Origin of the sequence: Nostoc sp. WHI (genome assembly GCF_015714725.1) — a bacterium.
Classification (GTDB): domain Bacteria; phylum Cyanobacteriota; class Cyanobacteriia; order Cyanobacteriales; family Nostocaceae; genus Nostoc.
Genome location: NZ_WBKM01000015.1, coordinates 1 through 23852, shown reverse-complemented (window position 1 = coordinate 23852; position 23852 = coordinate 1). Strand labels below are relative to the sequence as shown.

16 protein-coding genes and 1 tRNA gene are annotated in these 23852 nt (G+C 40.7%); 12 read left to right on the top strand and 5 right to left on the bottom strand.

The genetic code is table 11. The features are described 5' to 3' along the window. Nucleotides 1-91: 91 nt before the first annotated feature. The 3 genes from F8S12_RS01390 to F8S12_RS01380 form a co-directional block, all read right to left on the bottom strand. On the bottom strand, nucleotides 92-1303 hold the full coding sequence (locus F8S12_RS01390) for a pentapeptide repeat-containing protein (RefSeq protein ID WP_196514440.1): 1212 nt from the start codon (nucleotides 1301-1303) through the stop codon (nucleotides 92-94). A gap of 576 nt (nucleotides 1304-1879) precedes the next feature. After that, nucleotides 1880-3667, bottom strand: a complete 1788-nt coding sequence (gene aspS / locus F8S12_RS01385; protein ID WP_196514439.1) for an aspartate--tRNA ligase — start codon at nucleotides 3665-3667, stop codon at nucleotides 1880-1882. 113 nt (nucleotides 3668-3780) lie between these two features. Continuing rightward, nucleotides 3781-3996 carry a type II toxin-antitoxin system HicB family antitoxin gene (locus tag F8S12_RS01380; RefSeq protein ID WP_196514438.1) on the bottom strand — a complete coding sequence of 72 codons (216 nt, stop codon included), beginning with the start codon at nucleotides 3994-3996 and terminating at the stop codon, nucleotides 3781-3783. A 153-nt stretch (nucleotides 3997-4149) separates the two neighbouring features. Here F8S12_RS01380 and F8S12_RS01375 point away from each other — a divergent pair, with 153 nt between their 5' ends. The 9 genes from F8S12_RS01375 (at nucleotide 4150) to F8S12_RS01330 (ending at nucleotide 15884) form a co-directional block, all read left to right on the top strand. Beyond that, the gene (locus F8S12_RS01375) at nucleotides 4150-4800 is read left to right on the top strand and encodes a type I restriction endonuclease subunit R (RefSeq protein WP_196514437.1); all 651 of its coding nucleotides are present in this window, start codon (nucleotides 4150-4152) and stop codon (nucleotides 4798-4800) included. A gap of 532 nt (nucleotides 4801-5332) precedes the next feature. Beyond that, nucleotides 5333-5956, top strand: a complete 624-nt coding sequence (locus F8S12_RS01365; protein WP_196514436.1) for a serine acetyltransferase — start codon at nucleotides 5333-5335, stop codon at nucleotides 5954-5956. Between the two features lie 558 nt (nucleotides 5957-6514). Beyond that, nucleotides 6515-7975 (top strand): TM0106 family RecB-like putative nuclease, encoded by a 1461-nt coding sequence (locus F8S12_RS01360; protein WP_196514435.1) that lies wholly within the window; start codon nucleotides 6515-6517, stop codon nucleotides 7973-7975. A gap of 147 nt (nucleotides 7976-8122) precedes the next feature. Beyond that, nucleotides 8123-9307 carry an esterase-like activity of phytase family protein gene (locus tag F8S12_RS01355; protein WP_196514434.1) on the top strand — a complete coding sequence of 395 codons (1185 nt, stop codon included), beginning with the start codon at nucleotides 8123-8125 and terminating at the stop codon, nucleotides 9305-9307. 324 nt (nucleotides 9308-9631) lie between these two features. Further along, on the top strand, nucleotides 9632-11248 hold the full coding sequence (locus F8S12_RS01350) for a serine/threonine protein kinase (protein ID WP_230967716.1): 1617 nt from the start codon (nucleotides 9632-9634) through the stop codon (nucleotides 11246-11248). Between the two features lie 97 nt (nucleotides 11249-11345). Next, nucleotides 11346-12872, top strand: coding sequence for a serine/threonine protein kinase (locus F8S12_RS01345; RefSeq protein ID WP_196514433.1), 1527 nt, complete (start codon nucleotides 11346-11348; stop codon nucleotides 12870-12872). A gap of 144 nt (nucleotides 12873-13016) precedes the next feature. Continuing rightward, nucleotides 13017-13090 (top strand) — tRNA-Asp (locus tag F8S12_RS01340). Between the two features lie 660 nt (nucleotides 13091-13750). Next, nucleotides 13751-15196: a glutamate--tRNA ligase gene (gltX, locus tag F8S12_RS01335; RefSeq protein WP_196514432.1), complete on the top strand. Its 1446-nt coding sequence runs from the start codon at nucleotides 13751-13753 to the stop codon at nucleotides 15194-15196. Nucleotides 15197-15386: 190 nt separating this feature from the next. Further along, nucleotides 15387-15884 (top strand): hypothetical protein, encoded by a 498-nt coding sequence (locus F8S12_RS01330; protein WP_196514431.1) that lies wholly within the window; start codon nucleotides 15387-15389, stop codon nucleotides 15882-15884. Nucleotides 15885-16035: 151 nt separating this feature from the next. Here the strand turns inward: F8S12_RS01330 and F8S12_RS01325 are convergent, their stop codons facing one another. Next, entirely contained in the window at nucleotides 16036-16236 is a 201-nt protein-coding gene (locus tag F8S12_RS01325) for a hypothetical protein (RefSeq protein ID WP_196514430.1), read from the bottom strand. A 482-nt stretch (nucleotides 16237-16718) separates the two neighbouring features. Between F8S12_RS01325 and ftsH2 the strand changes: the two genes are divergently transcribed. Further along, nucleotides 16719-18605, top strand: a complete 1887-nt coding sequence (ftsH2, locus tag F8S12_RS01320) for an ATP-dependent zinc metalloprotease FtsH2 (RefSeq protein WP_196514429.1) — start codon at nucleotides 16719-16721, stop codon at nucleotides 18603-18605. 414 nt (nucleotides 18606-19019) lie between these two features. Here ftsH2 and F8S12_RS01315 read toward each other — a convergent pair whose 3' ends face one another. Continuing rightward, nucleotides 19020-21104, bottom strand: a complete 2085-nt coding sequence (locus F8S12_RS01315) for a TonB-dependent receptor plug domain-containing protein (protein WP_196514428.1) — start codon at nucleotides 21102-21104, stop codon at nucleotides 19020-19022. A 369-nt stretch (nucleotides 21105-21473) separates the two neighbouring features. Here F8S12_RS01315 and F8S12_RS01310 point away from each other — a divergent pair, with 369 nt between their 5' ends. Both F8S12_RS01310 and F8S12_RS01305 read left to right on the top strand, forming a co-directional pair. After that, on the top strand, nucleotides 21474-22373 hold the full coding sequence (locus tag F8S12_RS01310) for an RnfABCDGE type electron transport complex subunit D (RefSeq protein ID WP_196514427.1): 900 nt from the start codon (nucleotides 21474-21476) through the stop codon (nucleotides 22371-22373). A gap of 79 nt (nucleotides 22374-22452) precedes the next feature. Beyond that, nucleotides 22453-23832, top strand: coding sequence for a DUF2330 domain-containing protein (locus F8S12_RS01305; protein ID WP_196514426.1), 1380 nt, complete (start codon nucleotides 22453-22455; stop codon nucleotides 23830-23832). Nucleotides 23833-23852: the final 20 nt, after the last annotated feature.

Below are 23852 nucleotides of genomic sequence, written 5' to 3'. Positions count from 1 at the left end.
ACAAAATTGCCAAAAAATAAACGGTATCTTTTTTGAATGCCATTTACTTGATTGCTTGAATTTACTTTTAATAAACTTAATAAACATAATTTTATCTCTTTTTAGAGTATAAACTTAACCAGAGATCGGAGTTGATCATTAGCTTGCGGATTTTATAATAACGGAGATAGCTATTACCAAAATGAGCATATTCTATTCTTTTAGCTCCTTGCCATCGGGTGTGCTTCAAGTTTGCTTTGGTAAAGTTTGCATTGTGAAGGGTAGCGTAAGAAAAGTCGGCATTAGTCAAATCAGCTTCTTGAAAGTTTGTGCCAAACCAGTGACATAACCAAACACCACAATCACGGATTAATCGATAGTTTGGATTACCTTTAATAGATTGCCAGCCAATAAAGATACCAGGCATACCAGGGATACCAAGGATAAGGATAAAACCAAAGAAAGTAAAGATACCAAGGATAAAGATAACAAGCATATATTTGTTATAAGTAACAGTCATAATTTGAACAAATATAATTGCCAAGCTAAAAGATGAGACAATATTTATAATTAGCACTCCACAAATAAATGGAATCCAAAAAGAATTATCAGAACTTTGTATAAAATTATAATTATATAAAACTAGTCCTATTATCATAATAATAATGGATATTGGTACTAAGATAAAAAAGTGATTTCGATCAAACAAAACTTTAGTTACTCGAATTAAGCCGCTTATAATAATGCACCATGATAAAGTATTTGTAAGAGGTTGATCTAGCATAACTAAAAATATCGTAATTGTAGTCATGAGAAATCCCCACACAGCCTCATCCATGTTTTTTAGAAGGCTGATTATCCAAAAATGAAGAAAACCAACAATAAAGATTGCTATATAAGCAATTGTTATCATATATTGAGTGTTGAATTGACTGTCTGCTAGCTGAAAAAACAAAGGTGTTGCAAATAATATACCGATAGAGAGTGCAACTACCATTCCCAAAGAACTAACAAAGAAAGTAATGTTAAGAGAAATTAGACTCGACAGAAAGCTCATTCCTGTTATGGCATTATCAAATTTTGCATCTGCAAGTATTGCTTCACTAAAATTTGCTCCGTGGAGTCGAGTATTTCTAAAGTTGGCTCCTTGAAGCTGTGAGCCGCTAAAGTTGGCTCCTTGAAGCTGTGAGCCGCTAAAGTCGGCTCCTTGAATATCTGCCTTTTTTAAGTTTTGTCCTCGTAAATTAACATTCGTGAAATTTCTGATTCCCTCACCATATTTTTTCAGTAAGTCCTTGGCAGTTAATTTTTTGAGTTTTTTCATGGTACGCTCATTTTTTTACTGACAAAACTCAGATAATTTTAACGTCTCACTGATGAATCAGGGCTATTTCATTCTAAAAAGTTGCTTAAAACTGGAGTTTAGACTAACGCTCTTTCATTACTCTCATTAGAGAATAATATGGTAAAGTGTCGTAAACTATTTGCTGGACTATGTTTGGGGGAAGAGAGCCTGCGGAAACTATAAAATTTCTGGATGATTCCTATGAATGGTATAGAAAGCTGTTTCCAGAAGTAAGAAGTTTTGAGGCGTTTAAATATCTTCATGTAGCCCTATTTCATCACTCTGGTCAAAGAAAAATTTCAGCCAACTTCTAAACAAGGCACAGAAACTGGGTTTGGAGCTTTATTTTCTAACATTATGGCCAAAATCATCTCTTTTGCCTAAAAGTCTTGTGTAGTAAGGATTATTGTTTTATTCTTTCATGAGAGTGATGAAAGAGCGTTAGAGCGATCGCATTTGTTATTTCGGCGATCGCAATTGTTATTTCGGCGATCGCATTTGCTAAATCACTGTAGAGATCGCTGGTTGTAACGCAAAGATGAGCGTTTCTTGCTGCTAAGACTTTGGTTTATGAGTCGAAGCAACGTGCAACTCTTTCAACTGTTTATCATCTACACTCGAAGGCGCATCTGTCAACAAACAACGGGCTTGTTGTGTTTTGGGAAAAGCAATCACATCTCGAATAGATTCTTCCCCAGCTAGCAACATCACCAAACGATCTAAACCGTAGGCGATGCCACCATGCGGCGGTGTACCATATTCAAATGCTTCCAAGAGAAAGCCAAATTTACTTTGTGCTTCTTCAGGAGATAAACCGATCGCTTCAAATACCTGCTGTTGAATTTCTCGCTGATAAATCCGCAGACTTCCGCCGCCAACTTCTACGCCGTTGAGTACTAAGTCGTAAGCTTGAGCGCGTGCAGTCTTTAAATCACTCAAATCATCAGGATGCGGTGCTGTAAACGGATGGTGTAGTGCTTCTAAGCGCTTTTCGCCAGCATTCCACTCGAACATCGGGAAATCTGTAATCCACAGCAAGTTGATTTTTTCTGGATCAATTAAGCCAAATTCTTTAGCGATCGCTTGCCGTAATCTATCTAATGTCTTATTAACTGTAGCAGCATCACCAGCCCCAAATAACAATAAATGTCCAGCTTTTGCACCTGTACGGCGTAAAATTTCTTGTTTTTGTTCTTCACTGAGGTTATCTTTAATCGCGCCAATGGTATCAATTTCGCCATCATCTCTAACGCGGATAAAAGCTAAACCTTTAGCACCGGCTTCGCTGGCTTCTTTAAATAAGTCGCCGCCTGGTTTAATGCGGACATTAGAAATTACATCGTTACCGTTGGGAATGGGCAAGATTTTGACGATACCACCATTAGTAACAGTGTCTCGAAAGACTTTAAAACCAGAGTCTTTGACAATATCGGAAACATCAACTAATTCCAAATCATAGCGTGTATCTGGTTTATCACTACCGTAGCGTTCCATCCCTTCAGTGTAAGTAAGACGGGGAAAAGGGCGCTGTAACTCAATACCTTTAACTGTTTTGAAGATATGGCAAACTAAGTTTTCATTCAGTTCGATAATTTCTTCTTGAGACATGAAGCTCATTTCCATGTCCAACTGGGTAAATTCCGGTTGTCTGTCGGCGCGCAAGTCTTCGTCACGAAAGCAACGAGCAATCTGATAATATCTATCTAAGCCGGATACCATCAGCAATTGTTTAAATAGCTGGGGTGATTGCGGCAAAGCATACCACTCACCAGGATTGACGCGACTGGGGAGAACATAATCCCGCGCTCCTTCTGGGGTAGAACGGGTAAGTATTGGGGTTTCGACTTCGATAAAACCTTCCAAATCTTCCAGATAACGACGCATGGCTTTGACAACTTGATGACGCAGTTGCAAATTTTGCGCCATGCGATCGCGTCGCAAATCTAAATAACGATATTTCAGCCGCAAGTCTTCCCGCACTGTCTCAGTGTCAGCTACGGAAACTTGAAAAGGTAACTGTTTGCGGACAGCATTGAGGAGTTCAATTTTATCGGCGTAGATTTCTACCTCGCCTGTAGGGATGCGAGTATTGAGCGATTCTTCGGGACGTTGCGTTACTCTGCCAGTGATTTCGACGACATACTCATTTCGCAAAGCATTTGCTTGTTCGTAAGAATCTGGGGTGCGTTGCGGATCGCTGACGATTTGGACAATTCCAGAGCGATCGCGTAAATCTAAAAATATCACACCACCATGATCGCGGCGACGGTCTACCCATCCGTAAAAGGTAACAGTTTTTCCAATATGTTCTTTTCGGAGTTCGCCGCAATAGTGAGTTCGCATAGGTGTTAGTTCTGTTTGTCTGGGCTAGATTGACAAGAAAAGTCAAAGCCTTCCCATTATCTAGCATCAATAGTAATTGTAGTAGTTCTAGTGAAAGAAAAAATTAAATAATCTCACATTATAACAGAAACCCTCTGCATACCGACAAACTCTAACACTTCGGCATTTTCTTGTTCAACCCCTAAACAAAGTTCAATAGCTTCTTTAATCCGCTCTATCAGTTCGTCTAGAGATTTGGCTTGGGTGTGACATCCAGCAAGACTAGGTACGGAGGCAACAAAATAACCTTCAGAGTCGCGTTCTATAATCACATTGAATTCTCTGGTCATGTTGAAATTTTTGTTTGGTCGGGTAATCTAATTTTAGAGTAGTCCGGTAGCTGCGTAGTTTACCGCCGTAGGCATCGCCAAAAAAAGATTATGCCAATAAAATGGCGTTTGGTTGTATTCATGGCTCATATAAACAAAATAGGTAATAAAGCTATGACACCGACAACAGCAATTACCAGCTTAACCGATGCCCATAATCGCTTCGGTTTAGTCCGAATTGAAGACGAGCAGTTTTTTCCAGAGTGGTCTGAGGGATTACCTAAAATTACTGAAGCTGAGAAAATCTCCCTAGATGTACTACGTCGCAGATATCTATATCATCGTGCTGAAGGGGATTTGTTAGAGGGGACAGTGATGTTGTTGGTTGTGTCTCCCTTACTAGCAGTAGCAGGATTTTACGATCCTCCTTTTAAAATTGCCGCAGAGTCATCAGTAGAGTTGGTACTGAATGATGGAGAGGAAGTACTGCGTGGACGCATTGACGTTTTGGTGCTGCAAAACCAATTGTGGGTGATGGTGTTAAAGTCGAAAAAAACCACGCTTTCGGTTTGGTCAGCTTTGCCGCAAGCATTAGCTTATCTAATGGCTAACCCTCATCTTGATAAACCTGTCTTTGGGATGTTGACTAACGGAGACGATATTTTATTTATTAAATTGAAGCGATCGCCTACTCCTCAATATAATCTGTCGCGGGTGTTTGCTTTGTTTACCTCTGCTAGAGAGGTGTATGAAATATTGCAAATTCTTAAACGTATCGGTCAAGCGATGTCTACAACGGGCGTAGATGCAGCACCTGTATCATAACCGAATAATTGATTTAAGTAGGTGGGCAGGGAAATTTATCACTATGTCATTGCGAGCGGAGCAAAGCGAAGTGTTCACGTAGCGTCTCGTAGAGAAGCAATCGCAGGGGTTTTGGGCGATTTACATTTTGTCATATAGTTGGGTTTGTTTGTGACTACCTACTTAATCAAGATGGTGCATTCAACCCAATCTCCGAATCTTAATCGCTGTCTCCATAAAAATCTTCATCTAATAACTGTTCTATCAGAAAAGGACAATCGAGAGGATATTCTGCGTCAGTTGGTTTTATCACTCCTAATTTAGCTTTTTTACTGGAAGTCCCCTAGAACACCGATTCATTAATCCCCAGAACAGGTTTCCGTTTTGGGGAAGACTAGATTTTCGTTCAACGAAGCAAACTGGGGCTTTTCGTCACAATTTTGAATACTGAATCGGTGTTATAGACCTACACTAGGATATTATATTTAGAGTTGCTGTTGTTCAGCCACTTTTACTTTTTTGAATAATTACAATATCCAGTGTGAGTAACGTTATGCGTGATTTCATAATTAAGTTTGTCCAAACTATCGGACAGATACTAAGTGTTCCGATGCTCATATTGTTTCTCTTGAGTAAAAATAAAGAAGTAATTATCTTAGATGTCAGGGAATGGATAAAAAGAGTTGATAAGATTAAAGAATCTAGTCCCGACTGGATTAATTTGCTATATTTGCTTTCTATATATCAAGAATTTAGAAATGTTTACTATTACAGAGTTAAGCAGGGTGACTCGATTGGCTTTGCTCTTAGTCAGGGTTTCAAAATTTTATATAAACAATGCCCATCCCTTTTTCTTGACTCTGATAGTATTGGTTCCGGGCTATTTCTTCAACATGGATTCTGTACGATAATTTCAGCAGAGAGTATTGGTGAGAATTGCTCGGTTAGTCAACAGGTTACAATTGGCTATAACACTAAAGGTCGCCCCATAATTGGTAACAATGTAAGTATCGGTGCAGGAGCAAAAGTGATTGGTAAAGTAACTATAGATGATAATGTCAAAGTAGGGGCGAATGCAGTCGTAGTCAAAAATGTTCCCAAAAATTGTGTTGTTGTCGGTGTTCCAGCTTATGTAGTCAAGAGAGATGGGGTAAAAGTAAAAGAAGAGTTGATCTGAATTTATTTATTAATAAGACTGTTTTTGATTGCATTGATTGCATTGGTATACTCCCAATGCAATCAAAAATTACAGAAGTGTTGAATGTTAAGAAAAAGCTGATAAAAATAGCCCAAAACATGATAAATTTTGGGTTAAAGACTCAAATATCTTACGTTTAGTAGTGATTATAAATTCATTTCCCAAAATTGTCAAAGATATCCTCAAAGGATTGCCAAAAAGTTTGGTTAAAAAATGATAGCCAATTTACCAACAGATGCTGTTGGGGTCATGGATAGACAGCAAGAACCCCTGCTCAGACTTCTGTAGTTATAGCTTGGGATAAAAGCGAATACTTGTGCTGTTTACGCTAATAGCTAGCTGTTGACAGTATAGAATAAACGGCAAATTAGGTGTGGGTGTGTTGGCGTAGCCCACCGTACCCTTCTCCTGTCGGAGAAGCTACGCGTAGCGTCTGTCTGCGACACGCTGCGCGAACGCAGAGAAGGTATCGCTACTTAAAAACTTTAATTGTCTGATTTATGCCCACAGTGTGCTAATTCTTGTTAACTTAAAAGGATGCTAATCAATGCTGAACTCCTACTGCAATACCAACGCTGTAAACGCCGACCTTTTTTGGATATCCACGGCGACAAAAGTCAGCGTGATGCTCCTAATGAGTTGCTGTGGAAACTGCAACAGGACAAAAGCGCTCATCAGCTGAGTGCTTTGGCACAGATGAGTTATCAACAACCAGATTATTCTTATGGAAACTGGGAAAAGGGAGAGAAGGCAACTCTAGAATTGATGCAACGTGGGGTTGAGTATATCTATAAGGGAGTACTATCAGCAACTTATTCTGAAGCATACACCCTGCTAAGTCGTCCAGATTTACTTGTGAAACAACCAGGACAATCTCATTTTGGAGATTGGCTCTACGTCCCGGCTAATATTGAACTCGGTAAGCGTCCCAAGCAAGAATATCAAGTTGTCGCTGCATTTCATGCCCAAGTGTTGGCAACAGTGCAGGGAGTTGCACCTGAAACAGCTTCGCTCATATTGCGAACCAAAGATAGAAGTTATGCGGTGGATTTGTTCAAATGGACGCCACAGATGCAGCAGATTTTAGAAGAGTTTATTCAAGTTTTAGAGTTACCGAATCCGCCAGAGGTGTTTATTGCTAGGCAAAAGTGTAATCTTTGCCATTGGTATAGTCAATGTTATGCGATCGCACAATCGGAAAAACATCTCTCACTGTTACCAGGTGTAACACCCATTCGCTACACTCAACTCCAAGCTTTAGCTATCACCACACTAGAATCTCTCGCTAACACCAGTCCCACCACCCTAGAAAATCTACTTGGTTTTGATAAGGAAGTAGCGCCCAAGCTAATAGTGCAAGCTCAATCTGCACTGGAAAAACGACCGCTTATTTTACCCTACCCGCTTCCAGTAGAAGATATCACATTCACAGCACCCATAGAGCTTTACTTTGATATTGAAGCACAGCCAGACTTAGATTTAAATTATCTTTTGGGGGTTTTAGTCGTTGATAGACTTGCCAACACAGAACAGTTTTATTCCTTTTTAGCAGATAAACCAGAAGAGGAGGAATTAGTTTGGCAGCAATTTTTGGATTTGGTTTGGCAATATCCCGAAGCGCCAATCTATCATTTTTGTGTCTACGAGTTTGATACAGTCAAACGGCTGGCAAGGCTTTACAGCACTCCTCACGCCTTAGTGCGTCCTGTACTGAGTCGGTTTGTGGATGTGTATGAACAATTAACCCAAAGTGTAGCATTACCAGTAGAAAGCTATGCCCTGAAAGCGATCGCTCGTTGGTTAGGATTTGAGTGGCGGGAAAAAGAAGCTAGTGGTGCCAAGTGTATTTACTGGTATGATCAGTGGTTAGAAACAGGCGATCGCACCTTACTAGAAATTATCCAAAGCTACAACGAAGATGACTGCCGTGCCACCCGCAGAGTCAAAGATTGGCTCGTCAACTTTTTCCAAGATGAATATGATTTGCGACTAGCTTAAGTAGTTTCGTATTTTCTAAACCTTTTCAATTGAGTAGAATACATGTTATTTGTAGGGACGCACAGCTAGCTGTGCGTCCCTAACGCATATTACATCCTTGAGCGTGGTCTTTTGTTTGTAATGTTTACACTTTCACCATAAAACTCTATGCAGCTAATTAAAAAAATCTTCACATCCCCACGAATTATTTACTTCTTTACCCCGATTCTAATTATTATTTTCTTATTCACAAACTTACCGTCAAATGCTGTTGAGATCAGTAGCATAGAGTTTATCGGAGAAGCTACTTTACCGAAAGGTTTAATCTTTAAAAAAACTGAACTTGGAGGTTTATCTGGAATTACCTATGATGCAAAAAACAACCTTTATTATGCTATTTCTGATGACCGTGGACAAAAAGCTGCCGCCCGTTTCTACACCCTGAAAATCGACTTAAGCAAGGGTTCCCTACAAAAAGGTGGAGTTATTCCTGTCAGCGTTACCACATTATTAAATGAAAATGGCCAAACATTGCGCCCTGGTGAAAGTGATACAGAAGGTATTGCATTAACTAATAAAGCGACTGTGTTGATTTCTTCTGAAGGCGATGCTGAAAGATTAATCAATCCTTTTATTAAAGAGTTTTTACTATCTTCTGGTAAAGAAATTACAACACTTCCCATACCAAACAAATTTTTGCCAGATAAAAGTAGTCAACAAGGTATCCGCAACAATTTAGCTTTTGAAAGCCTCACCATCACACCCAACGAAAAGCATCTATTTACAGCTACCGAAAATGCTCTAATTCAAGATGGTGTCGTAGCTAAACCCAAGATAGGTACTCCTTGTAGGATTTTGCAATACAACTTACTCACCAACCAGCCAGAAAAGGAATTTCTTTACCAAACTGAACCGGTGACACCGTTTTTGAATTTGACGGGCAAATTCGCTAGTGGATTACCTGATTTACTGGCACTCGATAATCAAGGACACTTCCTAAGTTTAGAACGGTCTTTTACTGGTTTAGGATTTGCTATTTTCCTGTTTCAGGTTTCCTTAGAAGGAGCTGATAATATTTATAATATAGATAGTTTGTTAGCAGTTGATTTTAGGAATATTAAACCAATTCAGAAAAAACTGCTGTTAGATTTGAGAAACCTAGATGTACAGCTAGACAACATTGAAGGCTTGACTCTTGGCCCTAAACTATCCGATGGACAGCAATCATTAATTCTCGTCAGCGACAATAATTTTAACTCACTCCAACGCACCCAGATATTAGCCTTTAAAATCAAAATCGAAACGCCACTAATCAGATTATTACGCCGTTTACTCCCGACTCTCAATCGATAACTGTACAGCAGTAAAGGCAATTGCCTTTACTTCTATTTATTTATTTGAAGCTTGTTTCTGTGTATTCACGGACTCGTTCAGGTAAATTTATCTAGCTTGTTTGTAGTTTCAGTGTAATTTCTCAACCGTGTTGCTTAAGAAATATGTTACATAATACTTAGGAGCTTTTACAGATAAATGCTCCATGCTTAAGAAAGCAAACTTGGTTCTTAAATTAGATAATTATTTATGTAAACACTCTGATATTTACTGAGATTTGAAAATTAATAATTAGTTAGACTTGTTAAAGTATTTTGCCAGCACTATTTTTCATAAATAATTTTTATGACACAAAGTAAAATTGAGAATATGGTAGGGCAAAAAGTAGAACCAGACGATTACGTTGGACAATTTCTAAACAATCGCTATTTAATCAGAGATTTGATTGCTAAAGGGGGGATGGGTCGAGTTTACCTAGCAGAGGATACTGTTAAAGATGGTATGCCGATCGCAATCAAAATTTTATCACTTAGTTTGGCAAACCAGCAAATGTCCCAACGCTTTGCCAGAGAGATTTTTATTGGCGCTCAATTAGGCCGCAAAAGCAAACATATTGTTCGTCTCTTCAGTTATGGAGTCACTGAGGAGAAAATTCCTTTTTATGTTATGGAATATCTCCAAGGTAAAAATCTCAAACAGATTCTCAAAATTCAGCCTTTAACAATATCAAAGTTTTTAGAGATTTGTAATCAAATTTGTTTGGGCTTACAATGTGCTCATCAAGGTATCAACCTCAAAGGAGAGATTTATCCTGTTGTTCACAGGGATATTAAACCAGAAAATATATTCATTAGTGAAGATAGCAAACAAGGTGAAATTATCAAAATACTCGATTTTGGTATTGCCAAGTTTTTAACAGAGCGAAGTGGGATGACGCTGACAGATTCTTTTATTGGCAGTTTGCCATACTGTTCTCCAGAACATATGGAAGGACGCAAATTGCTAGATGTTCGCTCTGACATTTACAGTTTGGGAGTACTAATGTTTGAAATGCTGACCGGAAAGCATCCATTTCAGACAAAAAGTAACTCCTTTGGTGTATGGTATCAAGCACATCGCTTTCAAATTCCACCTACAGTTGAGGAAGTAAATCCGCAAGTCAAAATACCCCAGTTATTACAAAAAATGTTGATGAGTTGTTTAGCTAAAGAAGCAAGCGATCGCCCCCAAAATATCAACCAAATATTAAAGGATTTAGAAGCTGTTAATAATCAGCTTAACGATAATAGTACTAGTAGTAATAGGATTCAACTCTCATTTCCAGTGCAGTTAGTACCTGCAACATTTTTATTAGAAAAAGAGTGTTTGCAAAAAAAATGGCCTGAAAACAAACCAATTGGTGCAATTGGTTTTCCACATTTGTTATATACTCCTCAAAGACTCATCCCAACTTTTTGGGCAATGTTGCCTAAGCAAGAAATTGCAAAGTTTTTGGACAAAATTCATAGTACCGAATTTATCAGTAAAATGAATGTCTACCCAATGCTATTATGGGTAACAGTACTATACGATGTCCAGCTTTGTCTGACTAAGTGGCTACCTTACTTTCTGGATTTAAAAGATAGTAAAGGGCAGAATATAGCACGTAGTTTAGCAGAAGTAGGCTACTATCATCTATTATTGTTTACTTTAGAAGAGCCAAACCTTTGCTCCCATGTAACAACTTTAAGCCTCACACCTAATCAGCGCCAGCAACTTATAGATTGTTTAGATATTAGTCAACAACAAAATGAATCAATTTTGCCTACCCAAGCTAAAAATATTTTAAAAACAGAGTACGAAAAAGTTAAATTGGATATCTTACACAAGTTAGCTGCAAATGAAAAAACTGAGAAAGAAGATTTAAAAAATTGGATGGATAAATTCTTGGATATTTTTTTAAACTTTTTACCACATCCTTGAAAGTCCGCTATCAAAAAATGCTTGCCCCCATTACCTAATGATATTTTTATATGTGTATTGCTAACTTTAAATGGACTAACGAATAGAGGTTATCAAAGTGAATAAAAGCCCATTTATATCTCCAAGTGGTACGGGCTTGCTTGCCAATCGTTATCAACTCAAGCAATTAATTGGCAGTGGTGGCATGGGTGAAGTTTTTTTAGCAAATGATATTTTGTTAGGAGGAACACCAGTTGCTATCAAGTTTTTGACTCAGACTGTTGTCAATACTAAGATGCAACAAGACTTTGCTCGTGAAGCTTTAATGAGTGCAGCTTTGAGTCAAAAGAGCATACATATAGTCCGGGCGTATGATTATGGCGTGAATGAAAAAGGAAAACCATACTATGTTATGGAGTATCTATGTGGCAAAAGTTTAAAGGATTTAATTCCGCTATCATTACCGATGTTTTTGACTCTCTCCCGCCAAATTTGTTTGGCCTTACAGTGCGCTCATCAAGGTATTAACATTGATGGCAAAATGTGTCCATTAGTTCATAGAGATATCAAACCTGCCAATATATTTGTTATTCCAGATCCGATATTGGGTCAGTTAGTGAAAATTCTAGATTTTGGAATTGCGAGATTTTTAAATTATGCATCAACAGCTAGTACAAGTAAGGGATTTAATGGCACCTTGCCTTATTGTTCTCCAGAACAATTAGATGGAGAAAAATTAGATAGTCGCTCTGATATTTACAGCCTGGGTGTGATGATGTTTGAGATGCTTACAGGCAAAAAACCCTGGCAACCAGAAACGGACTACTTTGGTGCTTGGTATAAAGCACATCACTTTGAACAACCAAAAGCGATCGCAGATGTCAAACCCACTCTTAAATTACCTCAGAAGCTAAATAATTTAATCATGGCTTGTCTTGCTAAAAAATCTTGCGATCGCCCACAAAATATCGCTCAAATTCTGCAAGCTCTAAACAATTTAGAACAGTCTAATTGTCCAAGTCTACCTACAATTTTAGCCTCTAGATCCATCCTTAGCTCTTCATTAGGTTCTGGATTACCAATCGCAGTAGAACAAAGCTGTCGGCAACTTTTATGGCCTCAAAATAAACCAATTCAAGAAATTGTTTTTCCCCAGGTTCTAGACACCGTACAAGGATCTATGACAGCACTATTGTTGATGTTGTCTAAACAAGAAATCAAAAACTATGCTCTTTCTACCCGTTACAACCAGTTTATCTTTATCACATCCCCTCACCCAATGCTGTTGTGGGTAACTGTACTCTACAATCGGCAATTGGCTCCTAAGTGGCTACCCTGCTACTTAGATATGCAAAATCTTCAAAATCGTAGAATGGTGAGTTTGCTGGCTGAAAATGAACGCTACCCTTTGATTTTCTTTAGCCTAGAAGCACTGCATTCCTGCACCAACGTTCTCAGCAGTCGCATTGAGCCAACTCAGCGGCAAATGTTGAAAACCTGGGTGGAACAGAGTCAGAATCTACCACCTACTTTTCAAGCCCAGGTGAGCAAACAGCTATTAAAGCAGCAGTATAAACAAATGCAATCCCGGATATTACAATATCTGGAATCAAAGCCCGAGGTTGTATTATCAGGATCTATTTAACGAAAAGTTTCTCTTAAGGAGCGATGCCTACGGCGGTAAACTACGCAGCCTGAGAAGACGGGGCAAAAATAATTTCTAACTCCAAACTCAAAAACACTTGACAAGTAGAAAAAAAATAGCGATAATAGCAAAGTTGCCAAACAAGGGACTGTAGTTCAATTGGTTAGAGCACCGCCCTGTCACGGCGGAAGTTGCGGGTTCGAGCCCCGTCAGTCCCGTTCTCAAGTTATAAAAACACTCGTTGAAAACCCTTGAGTAACAGGCGCTATGCGCCGTATTACGTACTTTAGGCTGCGTGATGAAAACAGTTTGAGGTGTTTACGCTTTACTTCACGTTCTGGTAAAATTAGTTTTAACAGGAACGGTAATCAACCTGTATAAAAACCTAAGTGCCTAGCGGCAATCTGTACCTTGACAATTGAAGATATGGGGTTCTATTCCATAGTTCTAGTTCCTGCCCAGGAATAGGTAAAATCTTCATGGGGACTAGGCGATCAGAATTTCAATCAAACAAATTTTGGAATCATCCAACTACCGAGGGGCACTCGGAAAGTTAACGCTTGAGGAGAGAACCACCTCTGGGTTAGATACCGCAAGGGGTCTAATCTAAGTGGACTCGTTGAATCAAGAATCCCCGCACCTTCAGGTCGGGGAGTGTCAAGAGTAGTGATTCCTGAATAATATACAAATTGGACATTGGTTGTTTTGTAGCTCCTCAGTCTGCATTTGCTTGACCGAAACATAAAAGGATACAAACCCACAAATAAATTTAACGGGATTGTAATTTTGGATTTTGAATTCTCCAAAGGGATTGACTCAGGATTCAGAGTTTAAATATAAGCTACATTTATCATGCTTTGCGAAAGAGAGAATCAACTGTGACCGTCAGAGTCAGAATTGCGCCGAGTCCAACCGGAAACTTACATATTGGTACAGCTAGAACGGCTGTATTTAACTGGTTATTTGCCCGCCACCACGGTGGAAAGTTCATCGTGCGAATAGAAGACACAGACCTAGAGCGATCGCGTCCCGAATACACCGAAAATATCCTTGAAGGGCTGCGCTGGCTGGGACTGAACTGGGATGAAGGGCCATTTTTCCAATCCCAACGCCTGGATCTTTATAAAGAAGCAGTACAAAAACTGCTAGACCAAGGATTAACCTATCGCTGCTACACCACTTCCGAAGAACTAGAAACTCTAAGAGAAGCCCAAAAAGCTAGAGGCGAAGCTCCTCGCTATGACAACCGTCACCGTAACCTCACACCAGAACAACGCGCCGCTTTTGAAGCAGAAGGTCGCTCTTCTGTGATTCGCTTCAAAATCGAAGATGGGCGGGAAATTGTCTGGAATGACCTAGTAAGGGGAAAGATGTCTTGGCGAGGTAGCGATTTAGGTGGTGATATGGTAGTAGCCCGCGCCTCAGAAGAGGGTAGTGGTCAACCTTTATACAACTTTGTAGTTGTGGTGGATGACATCGATATGCAAATCACCCATGTCATCCGGGGAGAAGACCATATTGCTAATACTGCCAAGCAAATTTTGCTGTATGAAGCAATGGGTGCAAAAATCCCAGAGTTTGCCCACACGCCGCTGATTTTGAACATCGAAGGGCGCAAGCTTTCTAAACGAGATGGTGTCACTTCCATTTGTGACTTTCAGGAAATGGGCTTTATTGCTGAAGGCTTGGTTAATTACATGACATTGCTGGGTTGGTCGCCACCAGACTCGACGCAAGAAATATTTACCTTAGATACAGCAGCCAAAGAATTTGGTTTTGAGCGTGTAAATAAAGCAGGTGCAAAGTTTGACTGGGCAAAGCTGGATTGGTTGAACAGTCAGTATATCCACAATACGCCAGTAGATAAACTCACAGATTTACTCATACCATATTGGCAAGCGGCTGGGTATAAATTTGATGGCGGACGCGATCGCCCCTGGTTAGAACAGCTAGCAACTTTAATTAGTCAGAGTTTGACTCGTCTGGTAGATGCAGTAGCTCAAAGCCAACTGTTTTTTACTGCCACAGTTGAATTTAGCGACGAAGGCAATACACAACTTAAGCAAGAAGGTTCTGCTGCTGTCCTTGAAGGGATTGTCACAGCTTTAGAAAATCTGCCGCAACTCTCGGAAGCCGCCGCCCAAGAGATTATTAAACAAGTGGTGAAAGAGCAAAAAGTCAAAAAAGGCTTGGTCATGCGATCGCTCAGAGCAGCCTTAACTGGAGATGTTCATGGCCCAGACCTGATCCAATCTTGGTTACTACTAAATCAGATTGGTTTAGATAAGTCGCGTTTGAGTAGAGCAATAACGCAAGTTAATTAGCGATTACTTCCGAATTTTAGAAAAATTTTAGATTTTAGGGGCGCACAAACGTGCGCCCTTATCCATAAGGTAGAGCAACTGTAGGAACAAGAAATCATTAACTAAAATAGGTAGTCAATTCTGCTCACATTGGGAACTTGGTGTGTAAAATTCATGTCTTCAAAAACACTTAGAACTAAACCTAATTACAATGCCGACAAAAGCGCTCAATAGAGGGATGAGATTATCGTTCATAATAGTTGCGCTCTTCATCACATCGACAGTTAATGCTGTGACTGATGCTCAGGAAGCGCCAACGATATTTGGAGATGTCATCATTGGCCCCCAGTTTTCCCCAGACCCCCTGACAGTTCGCGGGATGAGTGGTGGTTCAATATCTGGGAGTCAAGTAGCCGGAAGGAGTGAAACAGCTACTGGCCCTTGTACTGGATTTGTTGACGAAACACCAGACCATACATTAGCTCTAACAAGTAAATTTGACTACCTGAAGCTGCAAGTGCAAAGTCCTGAAGACACCACCATGATTATCAAGGGGCCTGGTGGTACTTGGTGCAACGATGATTTTGACGGCAAAAATTCTGGCATTATTGGTGAATGGCTTCCTGGGACTTACCAAATTTGGATTGGTTCCTACGAACAGGGAAAGTATCTCCCTTATACTCTCCAAATTACAACAGAAGTTAAGTAAGGGAGAATAAGGGTATACGAAACCCTCTCCTAATATACCGTATATTCACTGAACTAATTTTATTTCAATAGTAAATTGAGCCAAGTTTCTTAGTAAGATTTTTCTGCAATATAAAGTAGAGGAAAAGCTACTACTAAAAGTTACCCAGTAATTAAGCTACTTGTTGTTTTTTCAACTCTTGTATCAATGCTTGACATTGAATACTGGCATCTCTGGCTTTTCGCATTAAATCAAGTCCTTCTTTGCGATTCACCTTAGAAATTTTTACAGACTGATTGCTTAATTCAGCAGCTTGATGGCTAAATTGTTTGATTTTGGCTTTCAGTTCTTCATACTCTACGGTTGATAGCATCTTAAGTTAACCTCCTAATTCTGAAATTACAATATCTATATTCTCCATTTGTTCATAAAGTATATTTGCTCTAGTACTGTTGCAATAAAAAACTTTATCCCGATTAAGATAATGTATCTTTTATGACATATTTTATAATTCAAAAGTTGCACGCCGCAAGAAAATCACCTCGCTCACCAGGGAAATTCGTAGGTAGTTTACTCTGTCGTGTTTCAACCTATACGCCAAGCTGCTGCTTAGATAGCTAGCTTTTCTCTCATGGCTCTCTACAAATTCTCTCCTTGTTAATCCAAGGTGTATTAAAATTAAGTTAACTTTGATTAAGATTCTTGCAGGCATTGCCATAATTGGCAGTGCATATAAGAGATCAAATTAAACAAAATGGATTTATAAGCATCCGTTTAACAGCTTCAAGTGACAGGGTGATGAACATTCGGTTGCTAAGGCTGATGAGTTGTATAGGCATCTAGAGGCAAATTAACATGAAATTCTCCTGGAGAGTCCTGGTACTCTGGACATTGCCTGCTTTGGTAATTGGCTTTTTCTTCTGGCAAGGCGCCTTTGCAAGCGCTCCTGCTGACATGAGTAAAAATGCAGCCAATACCCGCATGACCTATGGTCGCTTTCTAGAATACTTAAATGCCGATCGCGTCACCAGTGTGGATCTGTATGAAGGTGGTAGGACAGCAATTGTAGAAGCCCGCGATCAAGACATCGAAAATCGCATCCAAAGGTGGCGGGTGGATCTTCCTGTTAACGCCCCTGAGTTAATTACCAAGCTCAAAGAAAAAGCAATTAGTTTTGATGCTCACCCCATGCGGAATGATGGCGCAATTTGGGGATTGTTGGGCAATCTCGTGTTTCCAGTTTTATTGATTACCGGGCTGTTCTTTTTGTTCCGGCGTTCTAGCAACCTCCCTGGCGGGCCAGGTCAAGCAATGAATTTCGGCAAATCCAAAGCGCGTTTCCAAATGGAGGCAAAAACTGGGGTCAAATTTGACGATGTAGCCGGGATTGAAGAAGCTAAGGAAGAACTGCAAGAAGTCGTCACCTTCCTGAAGCAGCCAGAAAGATTTACTGCTGTTGGCGCACGCATTCCTAAGGGAGTCCTATTAGTTGGGCCTCCTGGAACTGGTAAAACTTTACTAGCAAAAGCGATCGCTGGGGAAGCAGGTGTACCTTTCTTCAGTATTTCCGGTTCGGAATTCGTGGAAATGTTCGTTGGTGTGGGTGCATCCCGCGTCCGCGATTTGTTTAAGAAAGCCAAAGACAACGCCCCTTGTATCATCTTCATTGATGAAATCGATGCTGTAGGACGGCAACGGGGTGCTGGTATCGGTGGCGGTAACGATGAGAGAGAGCAAACCCTCAACCAGTTGCTCACCGAAATGGACGGGTTTGAAGGTAATACAGGCATCATTATTATTGCTGCTACCAACCGTCCCGACGTACTAGATTCAGCCTTATTGCGTCCCGGACGCTTTGACCGACAAGTAACAGTCGATCCACCCGATATCAAAGGGCGTTTGGAAATCTTGCAAGTCCATGCGCGCAATAAGAAACTAGACAACAGTGTATCTTTGGATGCGATCGCTCGCCGCACTCCTGGATTCACTGGTGCTGACTTAGCCAACTTACTCAACGAAGCGGCAATTCTGACTGCTAGAAGACGCAAAGAAGCTATCACCCTCCGCGAAATTGATGATGCAGTCGATCGGGTAGTCGCTGGGATGGAAGGTACTCCTTTAGTAGACAGCAAGAGCAAGCGCTTAATTGCCTACCACGAAATTGGACACGCTTTAGTTGGGACTTTGTTAAAAGACCATGACCCAGTACAGAAAGTCACGCTGATCCCACGAGGACAAGCACAGGGTTTAACTTGGTTTACTCCCAACGAAGAACAGGGATTAATTTCTCGTTCTCAGTTGAAAGCAAGGATTACTGGCGCTTTGGGTGGTCGCGCCGCCGAAGAGGTAATTTTTGGCCCGGCTGAAGTGACAACTGGCGCTGGTGGAGATTTACAGCAGCTATCGGGAATGGCACGGCAGATGGTGACACGGTTCGGGATGTCAAACTTAGGCCCACTTTCCTTAGAAAGCCAACAGGGAGAAGTATTCTTGGGTCGTGACTGGACTACCCGATCTGAGTATTCTGAATCCATCGCCTCCCGCATTGATGGACAAGTGCGAGCGATCGTAGAAGAATGCTACGAAAACGCTAAGAAGATTATACGTGACCATCGCAGTGTCACCGATCGCTTAGTCGATTTGCTCATCGAAAAGGAAACCATTGACGGCGAAGAATTCCGCCAAATTGTGGCTGAGTACGCTGAGGTGCCAGAGAAACAACAGTATGTACCACAACTTTAATAGTTGATTTCTGGGCTAATGCCTGGAAATTAGCAAAAGAACAAATTGCGGGAGTCTTTGCGCCGTTTACGCCAACAACCTCAATCGCAACTTTCTGCTTCCAGTCAGGAGTAGAGCCAATACGGTTCGGTTAATATGTTTGGCTCTCGGAGATCCCCCCAACCCCCCTTAAAAAGGGGGGCTTTTTTCCTCCTTCTTTACCCCCTTTTTAAGGGGGTCGCCACAGGCGGGGGGATCTTATCCGAACCGTATTGGGAGTAGAGCGAAAAAACCTACTGGAATCATCTAAAAAAAGTCAGTAGCTAGAATACATTAGCCTACTGACTTTTTAGTTTTATTTAACTACTTGACAATAATACTATTTCTTCCAATAATGTAGAGATTTTGTAATTGCGAAATCTCTACATTTAACACCTAAAAATTGGAGCTTAAACCTACACGAAAAGTAAATCCAGGACTATATATGCGATTAACTCGCTCATATTGCTCACCTAGTAAATTTTCTAAATAAACCGTGAGTCCTAAATTGCTAGTTAAAGGTATACGACCGCTTAAATCTAAATTTACAAAAGATGGTGCAAAATCTGTAGTTCTGTCACCAGGGTTAGTAAAGAACGCTCTGCGAGCGCCACTATTGTAAGTAACATATAAGTTAGCCTGCCAACCTGCATTTTGATAACCTACACCCGTTTGAAGTACAGAGTAGGGAATCAAACCTAACTGTAAACTTTCCTCTGTCCCTGTTTTTATTTGAGAATCTGTATAAGTATAGTTGAGGAAAGTTGACCAGCCAGCCGCAATTCTTAGTTGCAAAGCTGCCTCTAAACCATTGGTATCTACTAGCCCAATGTTTTCCCATTTTCCGGCGATGACTCCCAAGCGATCGCCTATACTACTACCAAAGTAAGTAAACTGTCCAATCAAGTTTTCAGAAAAATTAACATCCACTCCCGCAGTCCAAGTAGAGCCAATTTCCGGTCTTAAATCAGGATTAGGGTTCCAACCATGAACTGTATCATAAACATACAATTGATCTAACCCAGGATTGCGTTGTCCCCCTGCCCAACTTCCACGCACTGCTACTATTGGTGTGACGGCATAACGTAACCCAGCACTAGGATTGAGATAATTTCCAAACTGGCTGTCAAAGCTTTGCCTTAGCCCTAAATCTATCAGAAAATTCTCGCTAATATTCCAAGTATTGACAGCAAATAAAGCTGTATTGAACAAACTCCTATCTTCAGTTTCGTTTGTGGCAATCCTATCAGGATTTGTACTCAAAACATCACCGATTAAGTCGGTGTTTTTTAAATCTAATCCCCAGCGCAGTTTATTATTAGAAGTAACTTTCCACTCATGATCTACCCTGGCTGTGAGTTGTTGTGTATCTAAAGAACCTCTACGATAAAATGATGCTCCTGTAGGGCCATAAGTGCTGAAATAATCTTGGTTATAACCAATTGAGGTTGTAAGATTGGAGCTTTCCCCATTCCCTAACCGAGTTTTCCAAGATAAGCCAACATTCAAACCATCGTGGTCTAATCTATCTCTTTGGAGAGGGAAACCAAAATAAATTAAGCCGCGACGACTGCTGAGTTGAGTAACATCTAAATTCAAAGAATTTTTTTTATCTAAATCTAGTCCAATGCTACCAAAATAAGTACTTGTAGCTGTGTCTGCATTTGATAAAAACCCCTGACTATCACGATTTGCTGCACCTACAGGGACGCGATAACGGTTATCTGTAAAGAACCTTTCAAAGCTAAAATTATACTTGACATTATCAGATGAACCACCATAAGTTACTTGTTGATTATTTAAACTCAATGAACCAAATTCGGCGCTACCACTCAACTTAGGTTTGCCATAACCTTCCTTGGTGATGATATTCACAACTCCCCCAAAAGCTGAGGAACCGTATAAAGCTGAGGCTGTCCCGCTATATAATTCTACTCGCTCAATAGCTTCTACAGGAATGCTATTTAAGTCAGTTCCACCATGATAAGTGTTGACATTATTGTTAATTGGTCTGCCATTAATTAGAAATACAGACTGATTAATTGAGGCTCCCCGGTAATATGTGCCTGTGTGAATATCAGCACCATGACCTACATCATTGATCGCAAAACCAGGCATTCTTTTCAAAATATCGGCTAAACTTGTAGCGCCCTGCTTTTGAATTTCTTCTTTATCAATTACATAAGTTGGTGTAGATTCAGGTAGGTTATCTTTTTCTGCGATCGCTTCTAGAGAAATGTCTGGCTCATCAGTGATCTCTGGCTGAGTTTCTAGATTAACTTCACTCGGTGCAGATTGTTGAGTTAATAATTCGGCATTAGTGGCGGGTAGCTCGATTTCACTCAAACTCGGAATATCTGAAATAACTTCAGTTGATTTATCAGTATTTATCTGCTTAATTTCACTCTCAGCAGCAAAGCCAGGAAACGCTATCAGTAAACTCGGTAAAGCAACTGTTAGCAGCAAAAAATCTTTTTTCACGTTCTCTTTTACGCCCAGTAAAAACAGCCACACGTGGTATTTTTGCTGTAATAGTAAAATTATGTCAAAAGACACACTGTCATATTTATACGACTCAGATTCCTGATTTTTCTGAGAATTGGTAATTTAAGTCGTTCACAAATGATTAAGTAGAGCTATGTAGTAATACGCTTGGGTTAAGATCCCCCCGCCTGCGGCGACCCCCTTAAAAAGGGGGTAAAAGAGATATTAGCCACCCTTTTTAAGGGGGGTTGGGGGGATCTCCGAACTGCTCTATTTTGTAACAAAATTTGTAACAGTAACATTATTTCAGCTTGCACTCGTTTAGATTGATGACAAATCTACGGGTAATCCCGGAATTATGGATTAATGTTGCTCAAAGATATACGAGATTATCAAATTTTATTTCTCGGCTTGTTCCTAATCTTGGGAATTGGTACACGAGATTGGACACTGCGACCAGAATTAATTGGGGTAGCGATCGCCACTTGTCTTGTAACTCAATGGATATTGTCATTAGTCATTGGTCATCAGTCATTGGAAAACAACAGAGGACAAATGACAAATGACAAAGGACAAAGCCCAAATCTTCGCAGTGCTTTAATTACATCTCTGGGACTGAGCCTATTGTTGCGGGCTGATCACTGGACAACAATGGCAATAGCCGCAGCAATTGCGATCGCTAGCAAATTTATCTTCAAATTCGGCGATAAACATTTCTTTAATCCCGCCAATTTTGGCATCATATCTGCCTTGATTTTGACCCCTGATGCTTGGGTTTCGCCGGGACAATGGGGTGAAGAGTGGTGGTATGGGCTATTATTCGCCGGAACTGGCGGCATGATTTTGCAGCGCGTTGGTCGCTGGGACACCACAGCAGCTTTTTTGGGTACTTACTCTCTACTAGAAGCGATTCGCAACCTCTGGCTGGGTTGGACTTGGGATGTTTATTGGCATCGATTGATGAGCGGGTCTTTGCTGCTGTTCGCACTATTTATGATTACAGATCCGCGATCGATCCCCAATTCTCGAATTGGGCGCGTAGTTTGGGCAATGTGCATCGCCGGATTAACTTTTATCCTGCGGAATTATTTCTTTGTTTCCACCGCAGTCTTCTGGGCGCTGTTTGCCCTTGCACCATTGACCATCTTACTAGATGTTCTCTGGTTAGCCCCCAGGTTTTCTTGGCAAAGGGGAGATGAGGAAGCAGGGGGAGCAGGGGAGGAAATTTTTACTCCTAACTCAGCACTCCTAACTCATAACTCCTAACTCCTAACTCCTAACTCCTAACTCAGCACTCAGCACTCATTACTCAGCACTAAATCATTACTCAGCACTAAAAAATAAAATGAAGATTTTTCGACTCTTAACGCCATTATTGTTGGCAATTGTAGCTGTTTTGTGCTTTGCACCCGCAGCTTGGGCATTTTGTGGATTTTATGTAGCCAAAGCTGATACAAAATTGTATAACAAAGCTTCTCAGGTGGTGATAGCGCGAGAAGGCGATCGCACTGTGATGACAATGGCAAACGACTTTCAAGGCGAGGTGAAAGATTTTGCAATAGTAATACCTGTGCCAACGGTGCTGCAAAAAGAGCAAGTTCGTGTGACCGAAGCGAAGATTATCGAACGCTTGGATGCTTTTAGTGCACCGCGATTGGTAGAATATTTTGATTCAGATCCTTGCGTTTCAGCTTATAGCGATAACTTACCACAAGCCGCACAAGCGCCATTAGCATCGAGAAGTCAAGAAGCTGAGAAAAGGGGCGATCGCAGTTTGGGTGTGACAGTCGAAGCGCGTTTCAACGTCGGCGAATACGACATTTTGATCCTCAGCGCTAAAGAATCGGGCGGACTTGAAACTTGGCTTAAACGCAATGGTTACAAAATTCCTAGAGGTGCGAAACAATTACTTCAGCCTTACATTCGCTCCTCAATGAAATTCTTTGTTGCTAAAGTCAACTTGGATAAATTCGAGAAATCTGGCTATCAGTTTCTCCGCCCGCTACAAATTTCCTACAAGTCACCTAAATTCATGCTGCCAATTCGTTTGGGCATGATCAATGCCACGACAGAGCAGGATTTGATTGTCTACATCCTCTCGCCCCAAGGACAGACAGAAATCACTAACTATCGCACCGTGAAAATCCCCTCTGACGTAAACATTCCCGTATTTGTCAAAGATGAATTTGGTGAATTCTACAAATCCATGTTTCAAACTGTTTACACCAAAGAAAACAGGAAAGTTGGTTTTTTGGAATACGCTTGGGATATGGGTAGTTGCGATCCTTGTTCTGCCGATCCCCTAACCCCAGAGGAACTCAAGGAAGCAGGCGTATTTTGGCTAGATGATAATTCTCCAAGTAATGTACCCCCACGCCCAAGCTTTCGTGGTTCCTTTCCTAGAAGTAATGTCTTCATCTCTCGGCTGCACGTCCGCTACACCCGTGACAAATTCCCTGAAGACCTGATATTTCAACAAACTGCTAACAGTGAATCTTTCCAAGGGCGTTATGTTTTGCAACATCCGTTCCAAGGGCAACTCAAATGTCAGGCGGGTAGAGAATATAAACGGTCTTTGCCCAAGCGTTTTGAACAAGAGGCGCAAACTCTGGCTAAACTAACCAACTGGAAAATCCAAGATATTCGTAACAAAATGAACCTGAGTGTTGGTAATCTGACATATTCTTGGTGGGAAAATTTATTGTCCTGGTTGGGATTGTATTGAGGGGAGTGGGGAGTGGGGAG

Excerpts from the sequence above, each read along its gene's own strand:
- F8S12_RS01390 (WP_196514440.1), bottom strand. The coding sequence starts at position 1,303 with ATGAAAAAACTCAAAAAATTAACTGCCAAGGACTTACTGAAAAAATAT.
- aspS (WP_196514439.1), bottom strand. The coding sequence starts at position 3,667 with ATGCGAACTCACTATTGCGGCGAACTCCGAAAAGAACATATTGGAAAA.
- F8S12_RS01380 (WP_196514438.1), bottom strand. The coding sequence starts at position 3,996 with ATGACCAGAGAATTCAATGTGATTATAGAACGCGACTCTGAAGGTTAT.
- F8S12_RS01375 (WP_196514437.1), top strand. The coding sequence starts at position 4,150 with ATGACACCGACAACAGCAATTACCAGCTTAACCGATGCCCATAATCGC.
- F8S12_RS01365 (WP_196514436.1), top strand. The coding sequence starts at position 5,333 with ATGCGTGATTTCATAATTAAGTTTGTCCAAACTATCGGACAGATACTA.
- F8S12_RS01360 (WP_196514435.1), top strand. The coding sequence starts at position 6,515 with ATGCTAATCAATGCTGAACTCCTACTGCAATACCAACGCTGTAAACGC.
- F8S12_RS01355 (WP_196514434.1), top strand. The coding sequence starts at position 8,123 with ATGCAGCTAATTAAAAAAATCTTCACATCCCCACGAATTATTTACTTC.
- F8S12_RS01350 (WP_230967716.1), top strand. The coding sequence starts at position 9,632 with ATGACACAAAGTAAAATTGAGAATATGGTAGGGCAAAAAGTAGAACCA.
- F8S12_RS01330 (WP_196514431.1), top strand. The coding sequence starts at position 15,387 with ATGCCGACAAAAGCGCTCAATAGAGGGATGAGATTATCGTTCATAATA.
- F8S12_RS01325 (WP_196514430.1), bottom strand. The coding sequence starts at position 16,236 with ATGCTATCAACCGTAGAGTATGAAGAACTGAAAGCCAAAATCAAACAA.
- ftsH2 (WP_196514429.1), top strand. The coding sequence starts at position 16,719 with ATGAAATTCTCCTGGAGAGTCCTGGTACTCTGGACATTGCCTGCTTTG.
- F8S12_RS01310 (WP_196514427.1), top strand. The coding sequence starts at position 21,474 with ATGTTGCTCAAAGATATACGAGATTATCAAATTTTATTTCTCGGCTTG.
- F8S12_RS01305 (WP_196514426.1), top strand. The coding sequence starts at position 22,453 with ATGAAGATTTTTCGACTCTTAACGCCATTATTGTTGGCAATTGTAGCT.